A 17,074-nucleotide genomic window follows, 5' to 3' on the forward strand; every position below is an offset into this window, starting at 1 on the left:
GCTGCAAGCCTCAAGTCTGCCCGACGCTTCTTCTTGCAGCTTGCCGCTAACAGCTTGCCGCTGCTTTTAAGCCTTTGGCAGCTTGAAGGTCCAGAGCATGCCGCCCTGGTTGAAGTCCTTGACCCGCTTGGCCACTTCGCCGCCCCACAGCGGCACCGCGCCGCCCCAGCCGGAAACCACCGACACGTATTGCTCGCCGTCCATCTCCCAGGTCACAGGGGAGCCCAGTACCCCGGAGCCGGTCTGGAATTCCCAGACCTTGTCGCCGGTCTTGGCGTTGAAGGCCTGGAGGAAGCCTTCCGGCGTACCGGTGAACACCAGGTTGCCCTTGGTGGTCAGCACCCCGCCCCACAGCGGCGCGAAGTTCTTGTGGCGCCAGACTTCCTTGCCGCTGACGGGGTCGATGGCCCGCAGTACGCCGATGTAGTCCTCGTTGAGCGGCTTGATGGTGAAACCGGCGCCGAGGAAAGCCGCGCCCTTCTTGTAGGCGATGCCTTCGTTCCAGATGTCCATGCCCCATTCATTGGACGGCACGTAGAACAGGCCGGTGTCGCGGTTGTAGGCCATGGGCATCCAGTTCTTGGCGCCGAGGAAGGCCGGGGCGACGAACACCGAGCTGCCCTTGCTCTCGCTGCCCGGCGCGCCCGGACGGCTGGCCTCGTTGTAGAGCGGCCGGCCGTTCTTGTCCAGGCCGGTGGCCCAGGTGATCTTGTCGACAAAGGGGAAGCCGCGGATGAACTTGCCGTTGGTGCGATCCAGCACATAGAAGAAGCCGTTGCGGTCGGCGGTGGCGGCGGCCTTGATTTCCTTGCCGCCCTCCTTGTAGTTGAAGGACACCAGCTCGTTGACGCCGTCGAAGTCCCAGCCGTCGTGGGGGGTGCTCTGGAAGTGCCACTTGATGCTGCCGTCGTCCGGGTTCAGGGCCAGGCGCGACGAGGAATACAGGTTGTCGCCGGGGCGCAGGTGGGAGTTCCATGGCGCCGGGTTGCCGGTGCCGAACAGCAACAGGTTGGTTTCCGGGTCGTAGTAGCCGCCAAGCCAGGGCGCTGCGCCGCCGGTCTTCCACAGATCGCCGGGCCAGGTCTTGCCCGCCTCGCCGCCGGAAATGCCGTTCTCGATCGCCTTGCCGTCCTTGTAGACGTAGCCCATGTGGCCTTCCACGGTGGGCCGCACCCACAGCAGCTCGCCGTTCTTCGGGTCATAGGCCTGGATCTTGCCGACCACCCCGAACTCGCCGCCGGCGACCCCGGTGATCAGCTTGCCGTTGACCACCAGCGGCGCCGCACTGATGGAATAGCCTTCCTTGTGGTCGGCGACCTTCTTGCTCCACACCACCTTGCCGGTGTCCTTGTTCAGGGCCACCAGCTTGGCGTCCAGGGTGCCGAAGAACACCAGGTCGCCGTACAGCGCCACCCCGCGGTTGATCACGTCGCAGCAGGGGCGGATGTCATCGGGCAGGCGTGCGTCGTACTGCCAGAGCTTCTTGCCGGTGCGGGCGTCCACCGCGAACACCCGCGAGTAGGAGCCGGTGAGGTACATCACCCCGTCCTTGATCAGCGGCTGGGCCTGCTGGCCGCGCTGCTTCTCGCCACCAAAGGAAAAGGCCCAGACCGGCCGCAGCTCCTTGACGTTATCGACATTCAGCCTGTCCAGCGGGCTGTAGCGCTGGCCCTGCACCCCCAGGCCGTTGGTGACGATCTGCTGCGGGTTCTGCGGGTCCTGGAGAATTTCCTGGTCGGTGACGGCGGCCTGGGCTGCACCGGACAGCAGCATGGCGCTGAGCACCAGGCTCACGGCGAACAAGGGACGACGTGGGGGTTGGGTCATGACGGCTACCTCTGCGGTTATTGTTGTACCCGGGAAAATTTCCCGGTCTGGCGGGAATTCTTGGTCCCGGCCCGCTTGCCAACAATTGCCCGCAGTGCGGAGTTTTCTAGTTCCTTCGTAGAAGAAGAGCAGTGGTAAGCGGCAAGCCTTGAGCTGCAAGAGAAGCGCTGCACAGCTTGCCGCTGCCTCCCTGTGGCGAGGGAGCTTGCTCCCGCTGGGTGGCGCAGCCGCCCCAATGGCGGCCACCCGGTTCCCGCCCGAAGATCGCGGACTCAGGTTTTGCGACCGCTGCGCGGTCGAGCGGGAGCAAGCTCCCTCGCCACCCTACTGACTCACCACCACTTGCCACTTGCAGCTTGACGCTTGCAGCTGCTTCTCTGCTGCTTCTAGTCGATGCGTTGCAGTTGCTGGCGCTCGTAGCGCGGATAGAGGTGGCTGACGCTGCGGATCAGTTCGTAACGGGTCAGGCTGATGCCGGCAAAGCGCTCGGGGATCGGGCTGCGGATCATCTCCGCCATGTCGTCGCCACGGGCCGCGCCATCGCGCATCAGGCCATCGAGCCAACCCAGGTAGTCACGCATCTGGGCAAAGGGCCGGGCATCCGTCGCCTCCGGGCCATGGCCAGGGACGATCAGTTTCCACGGCAGGCCCTGCAAGGTGTCCAGGTCCTTGAGCCAGACCCCGAGCCCCGGGCTGTTGGGGGTGGTCAGGGCCCGTTCGTAGAACACCAGGTCGCCAGCGAACAGCACCCCGGTGCTCTCATCGAAAATCGCCAGGTCGGCGCCGGTGTGGCCGGCCAGCCCCAGCAGCCGCAGGCGGTGTCCGCCAACCTCCAGCACCCCCGGCTCCAGGGTCCGGTTGGGCAGCACCACCTCGGTGCCGCGCATCCAGTCGCCCACCAGGCGGTACATGTTTTCCGCCAGGGCCTCGCCCTGCTGGCGCAACAGCTCGGTGGTGCCGGCCAGGGCCGCGATGGGCACATCGCTAAAGGCCTGGTTGCCCAGTACATGGTCGGGGTGATGATGGGTCAGCAACAGCTCGATCACCGGTTTGTCGGTGGTGGCGGCAATCGCCCGGCGCAAGGCTTCGCCGTAGCGTTTCGAGGGCCCGCTGTCGATCACCAGCACCCCGCTGTCGGTGACGATGAACCCGGTGTTGACGATATTGCCGCCATTGGCCTTGGCGAAGTTGTCGGTGCTGCCTTCCAGCAGCCAGGTGCCTTCGGCGATCTGCCGGGGCTTGAGTTGATAGTCCAGGTCGGCCCGGGCCGGCAGGCCCAGGCACAGCAGCAACAGCAGAATCCAACGCATGGCGCGCCTCGGCTCGGGTGGGGTCAACGGGTGCGCTCAGGGCAGCGCCGCCTCGAACTGGTTGCCGCTGTTGTCGCGCAACAGCAAGCGGGTCTGTCCCGCGCCCTGGACATCGAACCCCAGGTTGGGGTTTTCACTGACCGCCGGGAACAGTTCCAGGGTGGCCAGGCGCTGGTCGTTCTGGTCACGCAGCTCGGCGTGGTTGAGGAAAAATTCGGGGATGCCGCTGACCAACCCGTTATCCATCGGGTGAGACACTTGCAGGCGCAGGCGGCTGGCGTCGCCGCGGCGATAACGCCCGCCCAGCACCTCGCCGATATGCTCTTCCCAGCCGGGTTGGGTGCGCACCACACTGGGTGCCGTGCAACCGCCGCCCGCGGCGTCGATCAGGGCCGAGCCCACGTGCCACAGGCCATCGCGGGTCAGCACTGCGGCGCGCAACGGCGTGGCTTGCTCGATGCGGATGCGGATCGACAGCCAGGGCAGCACCTGCGCCCCCGGTTCGAAATCGACGATTCTCGGCAAGGGGTTGAGCTCGGCCCAGGCGATGATTCGCAGCACCTCGCCGGTGAAGGCCCGGGCATCGATCTCCAGGGGTACTTGTCGCGCGTCTTCGGCAAAGGGCGGCGCCAGCAGCTTGACCCGCTCGTCGAAGACAAACGCCGCGCTGCCCAGCAATTGCTTGTGGTAGAAATCCCACATCACCGAGGGCACCGGGTCGGCCCCCGGCTGCGGGTGAGCAGCGGGCTCAACGGCCAGCGCCTGGGTCGCCAAGGGCAGCCAGCACGCCAGCAGGCAGGTCGCTCGCCAGTTCATCGCCTTGCTCCTATTGATACATCTCGGGCACGTCGTAGCGCAGGCCATAACGGGCATAGAGGGCCTTGAGCCGACCGTCGCGGATCAGCCCTTCCAGGGCCTCCTCCACGGCATAGGCCAGCTGGCGGTTGCTTTCATGCACCGCCATGCCGATCTCCCACTGCTGCTTGCCCAGGTTGGGGTAGGCGTTTTCCGCCAGGGCCAGTTGCGGGTCGCCGGCCTGGTGCAGCTGCCAGTCGATTTCGCCGCGCATGGCCATTACCGCGTCCACCTGCCCGGCGCGCAGGGCACCGAAGGCCTGTTGCACGCTGGGGTAGTGATGGGTCTTGGCACTGAGCATGCCGTTGAACACCGAGGTCAGGTAGAAGGACGGCACGCTGTCCACCTCGACGCCGATCGGGTGCTGCTGGAACACCGCGACACTGGCCACCGAATTCAGGCGGCGGCGATCAAAGGCCACCTGCCAGCGCTCTTCCTGATAGGGGCCGAACATCACCACCTGCCCGTTGGCCAACTCCCCCAGCTCATTGCGCCTTTGCGCGTAGTCGTGGTCGTAGGGCACGCGCAGCATCAGGTCGGCCAACTGCTGGTGGCGCAGCGGGCTGCCGCGCCAGATGTAGTCCCGCAGGTCGTCGTCGAGCTTCTCCCCGGGGGGCGCCCAGATCAGTTGCAGGCGTACTCCCAGGGCCTGGGCCAGGGCTTGCGCCAGTTCGACGTCGACGCCCCGGGGCTGGCCCTGTTCCTCGAAGCTGTAGGGGGCAAAATCCTGGTACACCGCCACCTTCAGCTCACCGGCAGCGATGATGCTGTCGTAGTTGCGCACCCCGGCCTGCGCCGCTGCACAGACCAGCAACAGGCTCGCCAGGAACAGCACGAAGCGACCCATGGCGCTCACTCCTCGACGTGCACGCTGTCCAGGTAGGTGCGCACCGCCCACAGGGCTTCCTGGCTCAGGTAGTCGGCCATTTTCGGCATGTACACCCGGCCATCGCGCACCGCACCGTGGCGCACCCGCTCGACAAACCACTCGTCCCCGGCGTCGCCGACATCGAGCAGGCGCAGGTCCGGCGCTATCCCTCCCGACTTGGCCTCCAGGCCGTGGCAGGCGGCGCAGTTCTGGTTATAGGCCGAGGCGCCGATTTCCACCGCCTTGGCGTGCTCGGGGGAGGTGCGATAGGGGTTGACCGCGGCCCAGCCGTCGCCATCGACGGCCACTCCGGCATCCTTGATCGGCGTCAGGCCCTTGGTCTCCACCGCCTGGGGCACCACGTTGCCATGGGCCCATACAGCGCCGGTGGTCAAGGCACCGGCCAGCAGCCCCAGCACGAGCAAGGCGTTGCGTTTTGTTGTCATTGTTATGCCCTCAAGATTGCACGCAAGACCTCATGACAGAGGCCATGCCGCCATCTTAGAAACAGCCCGCAGGCCACCGTATGCTGCTTTGGTGGCCGGGCTCTCCTCCCTTGGTAGTAGGGCTTGTGGCGCTGTTCCAAATCAGGTGCCGCACGGGAACTATTCCCGGCAAGGGCGGGACTTTTTCCGTATCTCCCAAGGCGCCCCTCGGCAGACCCTAGTCGGGCCAAAACCTCCACTGGGAACTGCAACCATGACCATAAGATCGCTACCCGCCCTTTCTCCGCTGAGCCTGGCGGTGCTGCTGGCCGCCAGCCTGTCCCTGAGCACGGCGGCCACAGCGGCCAGCGCCCCGGCGGCAGCTGCCGGCAAGCGCGTTACCTGGGAAGACATCGCCAACGACCACCTGACCACCACCGACGTGCTGCAGTACGGCATGGGCACCAACGCCCAGCGCTGGAGCCCGCTGGCCCAGGTCAACGATAAGAACGTGTTCAAGCTGACTCCGGCCTGGTCCTACTCCTTCGGCGACGAGAAACAGCGCGGCCAGGAATCCCAGGCCATCGTCAGCGACGGCGTGGTCTACGTCACCGGTTCCTACTCGCGGGTGTTCGCCCTGGACGCCAAGACCGGCAAGCGCCTGTGGACCTACAACCACCGCCTGCCGGATAACATTCGCCCGTGCTGCGACGTGGTCAACCGCGGCGCGGCGATCTACGGCGACAAGATCTACTTCGGCACCCTCGACGCCCGGCTCATCGCCCTGGACAAGAACACCGGCAAGGTGGTGTGGAACAAGAAGTTCGGCGACCACAGCGCCGGCTACACCATGACCGGCGCCCCGGTGCTGATCAAGGACAAGACCAGCGGCAAGGTGCTGCTGATCCACGGCAGTTCCGGCGATGAGTTCGGCGTGGTCGGCCAGCTGTTCGCCCGCGACCCGGACACCGGCGACGAGGTGTGGATGCGACCCTTTGTCGAAGGCCACATGGGCCGCCTGAACGGCAAGGACAGCACCCCCACCGGCGACGTCAAGGCGCCCTCCTGGCCCGACGACAAGACCACCGAGACCGGCAAGGTGGAGGCCTGGAGCCACGGCGGCGGTGCCCCTTGGCAGAGCGCCAGCTTCGATGCCGAGAGCAACACCATCATCGTCGGCGCCGGCAACCCTGGCCCCTGGAACACCTGGGCGCGCACCGCGAAAGACGGCAACCCCCACGACTACGACAGCCTCTACACCTCGGGCCAGGTGGGCGTGGACCCGAGCACCGGCGAGGTGAAATGGTTCTACCAGCACACCCCCAATGACGCCTGGGATTTCTCCGGTAACAACGAACTGGTGCTGTTCGACTACAAGGGCAAGGACGGCAAAGTGGTCAAGGCCACCGGCCACGCCGACCGCAACGGCTTCTTCTATGTGGTGGACCGCAACAACGGCAAATTGCAGAACGCCTTCCCCTTTGTCGACAACATCACCTGGGCCAGCCATATCGACCTGAAGACCGGGCGCCCGGTGGAGAACCCCGGCCAGCGCCCGGCCAAGCCGCTGCCGGGTGAAACCAAGGGCAAGCCGGTGGAAGTGTCGCCGCCGTTCCTCGGTGGCAAGAACTGGAACCCCATGGCCTACAGCCAGGACACCGGGCTGTTCTACATCCCCGGCAACCAGTGGAAGGAGGAGTACTGGACCGAGGAAGTGAACTACAAGAAAGGCTCGGCCTACCTGGGGATGGGCTTTCGCATCAAGCGCATGTACGAGGACCACGTCGGCACCCTGCGGGCCATGGACCCGAGCACCGGCAAGCTGGTGTGGGAGCACAAGGAACACCTGCCGCTGTGGGCCGGGGTATTGGCGACCAAGGGCAACCTGGTGTTCACCGGCACCGGCGACGGTTTCTTCAAGGCCTTCGACGCCAAGACCGGCAAGGAGCTGTGGAAATTCCAGACCGGCAGCGGCATCGTCTCGCCGCCCATCACCTGGGAGCAGGACGGCGAGCAGTACATCGGCGTGACCGTGGGCTACGGCGGCGCGGTGCCGCTGTGGGGCGGCGACATGGCCGAACTGACCAAGCCGGTGGCCCAGGGTGGTTCGTTCTGGGTGTTCAAGATCCCCAGCTGGGATAACCAGACCGCCCACCGCTGACCAACCTGTGGCGAGGGAGCTTGCTCCCGCTCGGACGCGCAGCGCCCCCGAAACCTGAATCCACAATCGCACCCGACAGACCGCGGACTCAGGCCCAGGGAAGGCTGCGCCTTCCAGCGCGAGCAAGCTCCCTCGCCACGCCTGCATTCACTCCTGGAGAACCGCACCATGAACTACCTGCCACTGGCCCTGCTGCTGGCCCTCTCCCCCGCCTTGGCGATGAATGTCGACGACGGCAACGATCTGCCGCTAACCGTCAACGGCTGCCTGATTGCCGAGTCCAGCCAGTGCCCCGGCGCCAACCTGCGGGGCGCCAACCTGGCCAACCAGGATTTGCGCAAGATGAACCTGGCCGGCGCCGACCTGCGTGAAGCCGACCTGCGCCATGCCCAACTGGACCTGGCCAACCTGGAACAGGCCCGCCTGCAGGGCGCCAACCTGACCCGCGCCAGCCTGCAACAGAGCAACCTGCGCCTGGCGGACTTCAGCAACGCCAAGCTGGTAGCAATCCAGGGCTGGGGGCTGTTCGCCCAGGGCGCGCAATTCAACCAGGCCGACCTCAGCGCCGCCTACCTGCAATTTGCCCGGCTGTCCGGGGCCAAGCTGCACCAGGCCAAGCTGCAAGCGGCGGACCTGGAAATGGCCTGGCTGAGCAAGGCCGACCTGCAAGGGGCCAACCTGAGCGACGCCAACTTGCAGGAAGCCAAGTTCGGCGAAAGCAACCTGGAACGCGCCGACCTGAGCGGGTCGCGGCAGCATTACGGGAATTTCCAGGATGCCAATATGCAGGGCTGTGTGGGGTGTCCGGGGAGTTGGGAGAAGTGAGTGCTTGCCTGATGCGAAACAGGATCTGTAGCGTGCTGCCGCGGCCCGAGTTCGATCGCCGGAAACCTATGCCGGCATCGCCTCTAGATCGAACAGATCCCGTGGATGCTGCCGAGACAGCGCCGCGACCATCTTGCCGGCATAGAGATCGGCGAAATCCAGCACCAGAGCAGAAGCGCAACCGAGGCTTGAACCCGCAGGCGCAGTGGCGCAGCCCTCAGGGACTCGGAAATGCGTCCCATGGCTGCACTGATCTGCGGCATCGCCTGGGCATAGTCCTGCACCGGGAGCCAGGTCAGATCGATATCGACAGACAGCCGCGGCAGGTCATGCTCGAAGAGATTGATAGCGGTACCGCCCTTGAGCGCAAACCGGGCTCTCGGGCCAGCAACGGCAGGATTTCCACCAGTAGCTGTACCCGGTCCGTGTAACGCCTATCCCAGTTGTTCATCCAGGTCCACCGGCAATGTGATGTGATAGATCGGATGCAGACGACCACCCGGCACCAAGGAACGCTTGCCGCGCCCGAGGTAGATACCCTCCAGGGAAACATGGGACAGCCAGGCGTGACCATGACGCTGCGCCAGAGCCAGGAACAGGCGCTTGGCCTTGATGCTGCAACAATTGCGCAGCAAGGCTTCTACCCGCTTTGGACGCAGGTTGGCCAGGCCCTGCATCAGCGCATCCGCCTCATAGACCAGGTCCGCACTGGCTGGCGCATCGCACAGCTCCAGCATGGCCCGCTCCGGAGTGGAGAACACCACGCCATCGGCCTGGCTATCCTGGAAAACGCGCTCAAGCCCCCTGTCGCGAAGCTCGTTGTCCGTCACTTCAGTGAAGCTCTGCAAAGCCGGGAAATCGAAAGGTCCCTTGCTGCAGCCAACGACCTCGTCCTTGAGTGACAGCTTGCCGACCCAAGCTGGAATAGGCTCCGGGCCATAGAGCGTCACGCTCGCACCAGCCCCCAGCCGCAAATAGTGTTCATGGCCGCGCCATGCCAGCGCGAAACGACCGCCTACATGCAAGGCCAAGCCCTCAGCCTGCTGCAACGTGCGCACCACACCCTGCCACGACAGGTGGCCACCTTTGCGCAGGTAGACACCACGGGCAGGCGACTCCAGCCAACCGCTGGCCACATAGCGCGCGACCAGGTTGCTGGCGTAGCCGTGTTCACGCAGCCAACGACTGGTCACCAGGGTTGAATCGCCCAGTTTTTCCAGTAGCTGGTTTAATTTTCTATAATTTCGCTCACTCATAGTGGGCAAAATATAGACCAAATAAACCGAGTGCAATCAACACAGGTTTATATATATTGAAGAATAGTCACTTAAAGTGACTATCTATTGGCTAGAAAAAACTCAACAATCTACATCTCTCCACTGACACCTTGCTGCTTGTGGCTTGCCTTGCCGCTTACCACTTGCCACTTCTCACCACTCCCATGTCTATTCCCAGATGCACCAGCTGTGCCTGGGAGCTGACCTGCAGCTTGCTCTTGAGCAGGGTCAAATGGTTGGACACGGTCTTGGCGCTGATGCACAGCTGCTCGGCAATCAGCCGCGTCGGGGTGCCCTTGGCCAGCATCACGAAGATCTCCAGCTCGCGCTGGGTCATGCTCTGCAGGCGCGGGTCGCTGGTGTTCTGCTGGGGGGTGCAGGCCAGTTGGGTGGCCAGGGGTTGTTCGATGTAGGCGTGGCCGGCCAGTACCCGGTGCACGGCCTCGATCAGCACCTGGGGCGCCGAGTTCTTGGTCAGGTAACCCGAAGCCCCGGCGTCCAGGGCCTGGCGTACCAGGGGCAGTTCGTCGTGCATGCTGAAGAACAGCAGCCGCAGTTGCGGCAGGCGCTGGCGCAGGCGGCGGGTGGTCTCCAGGCCGCTGATGCCCGGCAAGCCGAAATCCATGATCACCAGTTGCGGCACTTGTTCCGCCACACGGGCCAGGGCCTCTTCGCCGCTGGCCGCCTCGCGCACCTGCATCGCCGGCAGCACCGCCCGCAACAGGCTGGCATAGCCCTGGCGCACCACTGCGTGGTCATCCACCAACAAGATATTCATCAGGCCTCCAGGGGCATGTTCAGGGCCAGCGCCCAACCGGCGCCAGGGCGACTGAGAATGCGCAGTTCGCCGCCCAGGCTGCGGGCACGCTCGGTCATCGAATGCAGGCCGACCCCGGGGCGCTGGGGCTGAACGGCGCCACGCCCGTTGTCGCGCACCAGCAGGCGCAGGCCTTGGCCACTGCGTTGCAGGCGCACTCGCACCTGACTGGCGCCGGCGTGCCGGGCCACATTGGTCAGCGCCTCTTGCAGCAGGCGATAGAGATGGGTCTTGCTTGGGCCGGACAACGGCGGCAGGTTCTCGGTGACCCGCAACTGGCAATCAATGCCCTGGTTCGCCTGCCATTGGCTCACCAGCAGGCCGAAGGCTTCGGCCAGCGGCAGGTGCTGCAGCACCACCGGGTACAGGTCCTGCACCAGGGCGCGAAAGCCCTGTTGCAGGTGCTGGCAATTGAGCTCCAGGGTTTGCGCGGTGTGCGCCACCACCCTGGGCTGGTCGGCCACCATGCGCAGCAGGCAGACCTGGGCGCGAATGCCCGCCACGTACTGCCCGAGGTCATCGTGCAGAGTCTGCGCCAGGTAGGTGCGCTCGCGCTCCTGCACCGCCAACAGGGCCTGGGTCAGTTGGGCGTTGTCGGCCCGGGTCTGTTCCAGGGTCGCGGTCATGCGGTTGAAGTGCTCGGCCAACTGCCGCGCTTCCGGAAGGCCGGCCTCGCGCAGGCGCACCGCCAGCTGCCCGCCGGACACTTGCTGCAAAGCCCGCAGCAAATCATCCAGCAGGCCCATGCCACGGCGCACCGCCCAGCGGATGCTCATCAGGCTCAGCAGCAGGGCCAGCCCGCACAGGCTCAGCAGCTGTTGCAGGGAATCCCAGACTTCGTCGAGCTCGTCACGGGCGTCCACGGCGATCAGCACCCGGCGCCCGTCGCCCAGATCCAGTTCGCGGGCGCTGTGCCGACGGTCACTGAACAACTGGCGGCCGAGCCAGGCATCCAGCCCTGCCTCTGCGGGCATTCGTGCCACCTCCCCTGACGCCAGCCAGTGCACCCGCACATGGCGCAGGCTCTGGGTCAAACGCGGTTGCAGGCCCGCCGGATTGCGTGCGGCGCTGTCGCTGAGGTACTCCACCACCGCCTCGGCGGATTGCAATTCACGTTCGACATCGGCCACCGCCTGATGCAGCAGCAAGCCGGCGCAGGCCAGGGTCACCACGGCGAAGAAGGCCGTCACCCACAGGTTGATCCGCCACAGCGCCGACACGCCTAGCGCCCCGGCACCAGCGGCAGCGCCTGGGGCAGCACCGGGCGCGGGCCGTGCAGGCGGTCGACGCCGATCAGGCTGAGGATCAGCAGCAAGGGCAACAGCAGCACTTTGATCAGGCGCATGGCGGTTCTCTCCAGGGTCAGGGCCGCTGCGCCCATGCTAAAACCCCGGCACGCGCCCCGGGTTACTACCTTGGTACTGCCCGAGCGCTACTTTCTGCATATTTCCCCGCCCCGATGCTGTTCCTATGCTGGCGCCACCTGCCGTGGAGTGCCTTATGCGCCAGCCTGCCCCGCCCATCCCGACCTACCTGCGGGCCCTGACCTGCCTGCTGGCCCTGAGCGCGGCGCTGTTGCCCACGGCCGCCAGCCAGGCGACAGAGCCCCCCCTGCAGATCCGCATCGGTTACCTGGGCTATCGCCCCGACCCCGGTCCGTTGCTGTCCAACATCATCCCCGAGCCCACGGACGCCGGGTTGCAGGGCGCTAAGCTAGCGATCGTCGACAGCAACAGCACCGGGCGTTTTCTCAAGCAGCAGTTCCAGCTCGACAGCGCCAGCGTCGACAGCCCCGAAGCCCTGCTGCAAGCCGCCAAGGCCCAGCATGACCAGGGCCTGCGGCTGTTCGTGGTGAACGCCCCGGCGGCCAGCCTGCGCCAACTCTCCGCCGCCCTGCCCGACAGCCTGCTGTTCAATGCCGGCAGCCCCGACGACCGCCTGCGCAGCAGCCAGTGCCTGGGCAATGTGCTGCACAGCCTGCCCGGCCGGGCGATGCTGGCCGACGCCCTGGCGCAGTTCCTGGCCCTGCGCAAATGGCAGCGGGCCTTGCTGATCGTTGGCCAGACCGAGGACGACCGCGCCTACGCCGATGCCCTGCGCCGGGCCCTGCAGCGTTTCGGCCTGAAGCTCGTCGCGGAAAAGCCCTGGACCTTCGACAACGACCAGCGCCGCAGCGCCCAGGCCGACATGCCGCTGTTCACCCAGGCCGCCGAGTACGACGTGGTGCTGGTGGCCGACGAGCGCGGCGACTTCGGCGAATACCTGCCCTACCAGACCTGGCTGCCACGCCCGGTGGCCGGCACCCAGGGCCTGACCCCCACCGGCTGGCACAAGAGCGTGGAAACCTTCGGCGCCGCGCAACTGCAAAAGCGCTTCGAGGCCCAGGCCGGGCGCTGGATGAACGACCGGGATTTCGCCGCCTGGATGGCCGTGCGCAGCATCGCCAGCGCGGTCAGCAAACTGCGCCAGGACGACCCCCGGGCCCTGCAGGCCCTGCTGCTCAGCGAGCAGTTGCCCCTGGACGGTTTCAAGGGCCGCAAGCTCAGCTACCGGCCGTGGAACGGCGAACTGCGTCAGCCCATTCCCCTGGTGCAGCCCCGGGCCCTGGTCAGCACCTCGCCCCAGGAAGGCTTCCTGCACCCCTTCAATGAAATGGACAGCCTGGGCTACGACCGCCCCGAAGTGACCTGCCGCTACCCCTGATCCGAAAACCACAACAACAAGGAATCCGCCATGCGCCGCTCCGATCTTTGCCGCTCCGCTCTGGGCGCAGCCCTGCTACTCGCCGCCGGGCAGGCCCTGGCCGCCACCGCCTGGGTGTCCAACGAGAAGGACAACAGCCTGAGCCTGATCGACATGCAGAGCCTGGAAGTCACCGCCACCCTGCCCGTGGGCCAGCGCCCGCGCGGGCTGCTGCTGTCCCATGACAACCAGCTGCTGTACATCTGCGCCAGCGATTCGGACCGGGTCCAGGTGATGGACGTGGCCACCCGCAAGATCGTCAAGGAGCTGCCCTCGGGCAAGGACCCCGAGCAGTTCGCCCTGCACCCCAACAACCGCTGGCTGTACGTGTCCAACGAGGACGATGCGCTGGTGACGGTGATCGACACCGAGACCGCCAAGGTCCTCGGCCAGATCAACGTCGGAGTCGAGCCCGAAGGCATGGCGGTGAGCCCCGACGGCCGGTGGGCGGTGAACACCAGTGAAACCACCAACATGCTGCACTGGATCGACACCCGCACCCAGACCCTGGCCGACAGCACCCTGGTGGACCAGCGCCCGCGTTTCGTCGAGTTCAACCAGGACGGCTCCAGGCTTTGGGCCTCGGCGGAAATCGGCGGCACCGTGACCATCCTCGACGTGGCCACGCGCCAGGTGCTCAAGACCCTGAACTTCAAGATCAAGGGCGTGCACCCGGACAAGGTGCAGCCGGTGGGGATCAAGCTCAGCGCCGACGGCCAGTACGCCTTCGTCGCCCTGGGCCCGGCCAACCACGTGGCGGTGATCGACGCCAAGACCTACGAGATTCTCGACTACCTGCTGGTGGGGCGGCGGGTCTGGCAGCTGGCCTTTACCCCGGACCAGAGCCAGTTGCTGGCCACCAACGGGGTCAGCGGCGATGTCTCGGTAATCGATGTGAAGAGCCTCAAGGTGCTCAAGTCGGTGAAGGTCGGGCGCTATCCCTGGGGCGTGGTGGTGACCCCATGAACGCCCTGGAAGTCAGCCAATTGAGCTTTGCCTACGGCGCCCGTCGGGCCCTCGACCAGGTCAGCCTGAGCCTGGCCCCCGGCAGCTTTACCGCGCTGCTGGGGCCCAACGGTGCCGGCAAGTCGACCCTGATCGCCCTGCTCACCAGGCTCTACGACCTGCAACAGGGTGATATCCGCGTCGGCGGCTGCTCCTTACGCAACGCCGCCCGCGCCGCCCTGGGCCAGCTCGGCGTGGTGTTCCAGCAAAGCACCCTGGACCTGGACCTGAGCGTGGAGCAGAACCTGCACTATCACGCCGCCCTGCATGGCCTGTCGCGGCGCCAGGGGCAAGCGCGGATCGATGCCGAACTGGCACGCCAGGGCTTGACCGAGCGGCGCCGGGAAGCGGTGCGCGCCCTCAATGGCGGCCATCGCCGACGGGTGGAAATCGCCCGTGCCCTACTGCATCAACCGCGCCTGCTGCTGCTCGACGAAGCCAGCGCCGGCCTCGACCCCGCCAGCCGCCTGGCGCTCAACCGGCACATCCGCCAACTGTGCCGGGAACAGCGCCTGAGCGTGCTCTGGACCACTCACCTGCTGGATGAAGTACAGGCCGATGATCAGTTGCTGATCCTGCATCAGGGGCGCCTGGTGGCCAGTGGCGTGGCCGGCGCCATCAGCGAGGAACAGGACGGCGACCTGGGCAGCGCCTTCGCCCGCCTGACGGCGCCCACCCCGGCCACAGGAGCACCGGCATGAACGCCTACTGGCATTGCCTGCGCGGCATCCTGCTGCGCGAATGGCTGCGCTTCGTGCTGCAGCGCACACGTTTTCTCAGCGCCCTGGTGCGGCCGCTGCTGTGGCTGCTGGTGTTCGCCGCCGGCTTTCGCGCGGCCCTGGGCATCGCCATTATCGAGCCCTACAGCACCTACATTCCCTACGAGGTCTACATAGTCCCGGGGCTGGCCTGCATGATCCTGCTGTTCAACGGCATGCAGGGCTCGCTGTCGATGGTCTACGACCGGGAAATGGGCAGCATGCGCCTCCTCCTGACCAGCCCCCTGCCCCGGGCCTTCCTGCTGGCCGGCAAGCTGTTGGCCACCTCGTTGATTTCACTGCTGCAGGTCTATGCCTTCCTCGCCGTGGCCTGGCTGTACGGTGTGCAACCACCGGCCCTGGGCCTGCTCGCGGCCCTGCCGGCGCTGCTGCTGGTGGCCCTGCTGCTCAGCGCCCTGGGGCTGCTGCTGTCGAATGCCATCCGCCAGCTGGAGAACTTCGCCGGGGTGATGAATTTCGTGATCTTCCCGCTGTTCTTCCTGTCCTCGGCGCTGTACCCGCTGTGGAAGATGCAGGAGGCCAGCCAGTGGTTGTACTGGCTGTGCGCCCTCAACCCCTTCACTCATGCCGTGGAGCTGGTGCGTTTTGCCCTCTACCAGCGTTTCAACCCCCTGGCGCTGGCGGTGTGCCTGGGCCTGACCCTGGTGTTCGCGCTGCTGGCGGTGCTGACCTTCAACCCGCAGCACGCCGCCCTGCGCAAGAACACCTGAGGCACAACCACACACCTCAAAACCCAAGGGCCCCTTCGCCGGCAAGCCGGCTCCTACAGGGGGCCATGCCGGCTCGCGATCTACGACTTTGGTACTGCTTTTGCTGTCGATGGTCGCATTCACAAAGCCTGCGCCCTGGCATGTAATGGGCCTATAACAAGAAGGACAAAGCCTATGCCCCGTGCCATGCAGCCCCTGGCCGCGCTCGCCCTGAGCCTGGCCCTGGGCATTGCCCATGCCGATACCTCGCTGTTTTCCGCCGCAGGTTATCGCACCAGCCTGTATCGCAGCCCCACGCCCAGCACCATCGAGGCGGCGCAGATCATCGACACCCCGGGCCTGCAGGCCTTGCTGCAACAGCAGCCACGGCCACTGCTGATCGACGTCTACCGCCGGCAATGGCTGCAAGGGCGCTTCATCGACAGCGAGCCCCACGCCAACCTGCCCGGCAGCCATTGGCTGGCCAACACCGGCGACGGCGAACTGAGCCCCGAGTGGCAGCAGTACTTCAGCCGCCACCTGCAACAGCTCAGCGCCGGCGCCCGGGAACAGCCGCTGGTGTTTTACTGCCGCGCCGATTGCTGGCTGAGCTGGAACGCGGTAAAACGCGCGGCAGCCCTGGGCTATACCTCTCTCTACTGGTATCGCGACGGCCTGGACGCCTGGGAAGCCGCCGGCCTGCCGGTGGTGGCGGCCCAGCCGGAAGCCTTTCCCTGAAGCCGCTAGAGCCCCCCCCGCACAATCACAATAACGAGGTGAAAGGCCATGTATAAAATTCTGATAGCCGACGATCACCCACTGTTTCGCGAAGCCATCCACAACGTGATCAGCGACGGTTTTCCCGGCAGCCAGGTGATGGAAACCGCCGACTTGGACAGCGCCCTGGCCCTGACCCAGGAGCACGACGACCTGGACCTGATCCTGCTGGATCTGAATATGCCGGGCATGCACGGCCTCAACGGTTTGATCACCCTGCGCAACGAGGCGCCGACCATTCCGGTGGTGATCGTTTCCGCCGAGCAGGACAAGCAGGTCGTGCTGCAGGCCATTACCTATGGCGCGGTGGGGTTTATCACCAAGTCTTCGCCCCGCTCGCAGATGACCGAGGCCATCGAGCAGATTCTCAATGGCAATGTGTACTTGCCGCCGGACATTATCCGCACCCAGAAAAGCCCGCCGGGGCGGCGTAGCAGCGAGGCGCCGAGCTTTCCGCCGGAACTGTTGCAGGCGCTGACCCGCAAGCAGCTGCTGGTGCTGGAGCGGATGACCAAGGGCGAGTCGAACAAGCAGATTGCCTACACCCTGGATATTGCCGAGACCACGGTGAAGGCCCATGTTTCGGCGATTTTGCGCAAGTTGAATGTGCACAATCGGGTGCAGGCGATTCTCAGTGCCGGGGATATCGATTTCGGTGCCTATCTGCGCCGCTGAATGTCGCTGATCGTGCCGCCGATCCTGTAGGAGCCGGCTTGC

The 17,074-nt window shown here is 65.7% G+C and carries 18 protein-coding genes and 1 pseudogene; 8 read left to right on the plus strand and 11 right to left on the minus strand.

Annotated features, from left to right (window positions below; translation table 11 throughout):
• Positions 1–66 precede the first annotated feature (66 nt).
• The 5 genes from pedH to pedF all read right to left on the minus strand — a co-directional run bounded on the left by pedH (position 67) and on the right by pedF (position 5,306).
• On the minus strand, positions 67–1,827 hold the full coding sequence (gene pedH / locus J4P02_RS23415) for a PQQ-dependent alcohol dehydrogenase PedH (protein WP_426194715.1): 1,761 nt from the start codon (positions 1,825–1,827) through the stop codon (positions 67–69).
• A 386-nt stretch (positions 1,828–2,213) separates the two neighbouring features.
• On the minus strand, positions 2,214–3,137 hold the full coding sequence (locus tag J4P02_RS23420) for a quinoprotein relay system zinc metallohydrolase 1 (RefSeq protein WP_426194717.1): 924 nt from the start codon (positions 3,135–3,137) through the stop codon (positions 2,214–2,216).
• Positions 3,138–3,173: 36 nt separating this feature from the next.
• The gene (locus J4P02_RS23425) at positions 3,174–3,953 is read right to left on the minus strand and encodes a quinoprotein dehydrogenase-associated SoxYZ-like carrier (RefSeq protein ID WP_426194719.1); all 780 of its coding nucleotides are present in this window, start codon (positions 3,951–3,953) and stop codon (positions 3,174–3,176) included.
• 10 nt (positions 3,954–3,963) lie between these two features.
• On the minus strand, positions 3,964–4,839 hold the full coding sequence (locus J4P02_RS23430; RefSeq protein WP_426194721.1) for a substrate-binding periplasmic protein: 876 nt from the start codon (positions 4,837–4,839) through the stop codon (positions 3,964–3,966).
• A gap of 5 nt (positions 4,840–4,844) precedes the next feature.
• The gene (pedF, locus tag J4P02_RS23435) at positions 4,845–5,306 is read right to left on the minus strand and encodes a cytochrome c-550 PedF (protein ID WP_426194723.1); all 462 of its coding nucleotides are present in this window, start codon (positions 5,304–5,306) and stop codon (positions 4,845–4,847) included.
• Between the two features lie 253 nt (positions 5,307–5,559).
• Between pedF and exaA the strand changes: the two genes are divergently transcribed.
• Both exaA and J4P02_RS23445 read left to right on the plus strand, forming a co-directional pair.
• Complete coding sequence (gene exaA / locus J4P02_RS23440; RefSeq protein ID WP_426194726.1) at positions 5,560–7,446, plus strand: quinoprotein ethanol dehydrogenase; 1,887 nt, start codon at positions 5,560–5,562, stop codon at positions 7,444–7,446.
• A 168-nt stretch (positions 7,447–7,614) separates the two neighbouring features.
• A complete protein-coding gene (locus tag J4P02_RS23445) occupies positions 7,615–8,271 on the plus strand; it encodes a pentapeptide repeat-containing protein (protein WP_426194728.1) in 657 nt (218 codons plus the stop codon).
• Positions 8,272–8,337: 66 nt separating this feature from the next.
• Here J4P02_RS23445 and J4P02_RS23450 read toward each other — a convergent pair whose 3' ends face one another.
• The 6 genes and pseudogenes from J4P02_RS23450 to J4P02_RS23475 all read right to left on the minus strand — a co-directional run bounded on the left by J4P02_RS23450 (position 8,338) and on the right by J4P02_RS23475 (position 11,710).
• Complete coding sequence (locus J4P02_RS23450) at positions 8,338–8,403, minus strand: hypothetical protein (protein ID WP_426194934.1); 66 nt, start codon at positions 8,401–8,403, stop codon at positions 8,338–8,340.
• Between the two features lie 119 nt (positions 8,404–8,522).
• A pseudogene (locus J4P02_RS23455) lies at positions 8,523–8,618 on the minus strand (nucleotidyl transferase AbiEii/AbiGii toxin family protein); the annotation flags it as partial.
• Positions 8,619–8,705: 87 nt separating this feature from the next.
• Complete coding sequence (locus J4P02_RS23460; RefSeq protein WP_426194936.1) at positions 8,706–9,527, minus strand: type IV toxin-antitoxin system AbiEi family antitoxin domain-containing protein; 822 nt, start codon at positions 9,525–9,527, stop codon at positions 8,706–8,708.
• Between the two features lie 157 nt (positions 9,528–9,684).
• The gene (locus tag J4P02_RS23465; RefSeq protein ID WP_426194730.1) at positions 9,685–10,326 is read right to left on the minus strand and encodes a response regulator transcription factor; all 642 of its coding nucleotides are present in this window, start codon (positions 10,324–10,326) and stop codon (positions 9,685–9,687) included.
• A complete protein-coding gene (locus J4P02_RS23470; RefSeq protein WP_426194732.1) occupies positions 10,326–11,585 on the minus strand; it encodes a histidine kinase in 1,260 nt (419 codons plus the stop codon). The genes J4P02_RS23465 and J4P02_RS23470 overlap by 1 nt, the downstream gene beginning before the upstream one ends.
• 2 nt (positions 11,586–11,587) lie before the next feature.
• Complete coding sequence (locus tag J4P02_RS23475) at positions 11,588–11,710, minus strand: hypothetical protein (RefSeq protein ID WP_426194734.1); 123 nt, start codon at positions 11,708–11,710, stop codon at positions 11,588–11,590.
• Positions 11,711–11,865: 155 nt separating this feature from the next.
• Here J4P02_RS23475 and J4P02_RS23480 point away from each other — a divergent pair, with 155 nt between their 5' ends.
• The 6 genes from J4P02_RS23480 (at position 11,866) to J4P02_RS23505 (ending at position 17,032) form a co-directional block, all read left to right on the plus strand.
• Positions 11,866–13,068, plus strand: coding sequence for an ABC transporter substrate-binding protein (locus tag J4P02_RS23480; protein ID WP_426194736.1), 1,203 nt, complete (start codon positions 11,866–11,868; stop codon positions 13,066–13,068).
• A gap of 30 nt (positions 13,069–13,098) precedes the next feature.
• Positions 13,099–14,073, plus strand: coding sequence for a YVTN family beta-propeller repeat protein (locus J4P02_RS23485; protein WP_426194737.1), 975 nt, complete (start codon positions 13,099–13,101; stop codon positions 14,071–14,073).
• The gene (locus J4P02_RS23490; protein ID WP_426194739.1) at positions 14,070–14,813 is read left to right on the plus strand and encodes an ABC transporter ATP-binding protein; all 744 of its coding nucleotides are present in this window, start codon (positions 14,070–14,072) and stop codon (positions 14,811–14,813) included. The genes J4P02_RS23485 and J4P02_RS23490 overlap by 4 nt, the downstream gene beginning before the upstream one ends.
• Positions 14,810–15,601 carry an ABC transporter permease gene (locus J4P02_RS23495; protein WP_426194741.1) on the plus strand — a complete coding sequence of 264 codons (792 nt, stop codon included), beginning with the start codon at positions 14,810–14,812 and terminating at the stop codon, positions 15,599–15,601. The genes J4P02_RS23490 and J4P02_RS23495 overlap by 4 nt, the downstream gene beginning before the upstream one ends.
• A 174-nt stretch (positions 15,602–15,775) precedes the next feature.
• Entirely contained in the window at positions 15,776–16,318 is a 543-nt protein-coding gene (locus J4P02_RS23500) for a PQQ-dependent catabolism-associated CXXCW motif protein (RefSeq protein ID WP_426194743.1), read from the plus strand.
• A 48-nt stretch (positions 16,319–16,366) separates the two neighbouring features.
• A complete protein-coding gene (locus J4P02_RS23505; protein ID WP_426194745.1) occupies positions 16,367–17,032 on the plus strand; it encodes a response regulator in 666 nt (221 codons plus the stop codon).
• Positions 17,033–17,074: the final 42 nt, after the last annotated feature.

This window comes from Pseudomonas sp. NFXW11, from assembly GCF_049887815.1.
In the GTDB taxonomy this organism is placed as follows: Bacteria; Pseudomonadota; Gammaproteobacteria; order Pseudomonadales; family Pseudomonadaceae; genus Aquipseudomonas.

Excerpts from the sequence above, each read along its gene's own strand:
- pedH (WP_426194715.1), bottom strand. The coding sequence starts at position 1,827 with ATGACCCAACCCCCACGTCGTCCCTTGTTCGCCGTGAGCCTGGTGCTC.
- J4P02_RS23420 (WP_426194717.1), bottom strand. The coding sequence starts at position 3,137 with ATGCGTTGGATTCTGCTGTTGCTGCTGTGCCTGGGCCTGCCGGCCCGG.
- J4P02_RS23425 (WP_426194719.1), bottom strand. The coding sequence starts at position 3,953 with ATGAACTGGCGAGCGACCTGCCTGCTGGCGTGCTGGCTGCCCTTGGCG.
- J4P02_RS23430 (WP_426194721.1), bottom strand. The coding sequence starts at position 4,839 with ATGGGTCGCTTCGTGCTGTTCCTGGCGAGCCTGTTGCTGGTCTGTGCA.
- pedF (WP_426194723.1), bottom strand. The coding sequence starts at position 5,306 with ATGACAACAAAACGCAACGCCTTGCTCGTGCTGGGGCTGCTGGCCGGT.
- exaA (WP_426194726.1), top strand. The coding sequence starts at position 5,560 with ATGACCATAAGATCGCTACCCGCCCTTTCTCCGCTGAGCCTGGCGGTG.
- J4P02_RS23445 (WP_426194728.1), top strand. The coding sequence starts at position 7,615 with ATGAACTACCTGCCACTGGCCCTGCTGCTGGCCCTCTCCCCCGCCTTG.
- J4P02_RS23460 (WP_426194936.1), bottom strand. The coding sequence starts at position 9,527 with ATGAGTGAGCGAAATTATAGAAAATTAAACCAGCTACTGGAAAAACTG.
- J4P02_RS23465 (WP_426194730.1), bottom strand. The coding sequence starts at position 10,326 with ATGAATATCTTGTTGGTGGATGACCACGCAGTGGTGCGCCAGGGCTAT.
- J4P02_RS23475 (WP_426194734.1), bottom strand. The coding sequence starts at position 11,710 with ATGCGCCTGATCAAAGTGCTGCTGTTGCCCTTGCTGCTGATCCTCAGC.
- J4P02_RS23480 (WP_426194736.1), top strand. The coding sequence starts at position 11,866 with ATGCGCCAGCCTGCCCCGCCCATCCCGACCTACCTGCGGGCCCTGACC.
- J4P02_RS23485 (WP_426194737.1), top strand. The coding sequence starts at position 13,099 with ATGCGCCGCTCCGATCTTTGCCGCTCCGCTCTGGGCGCAGCCCTGCTA.
- J4P02_RS23490 (WP_426194739.1), top strand. The coding sequence starts at position 14,070 with ATGAACGCCCTGGAAGTCAGCCAATTGAGCTTTGCCTACGGCGCCCGT.
- J4P02_RS23495 (WP_426194741.1), top strand. The coding sequence starts at position 14,810 with ATGAACGCCTACTGGCATTGCCTGCGCGGCATCCTGCTGCGCGAATGG.
- J4P02_RS23500 (WP_426194743.1), top strand. The coding sequence starts at position 15,776 with ATGCCCCGTGCCATGCAGCCCCTGGCCGCGCTCGCCCTGAGCCTGGCC.
- J4P02_RS23505 (WP_426194745.1), top strand. The coding sequence starts at position 16,367 with ATGTATAAAATTCTGATAGCCGACGATCACCCACTGTTTCGCGAAGCC.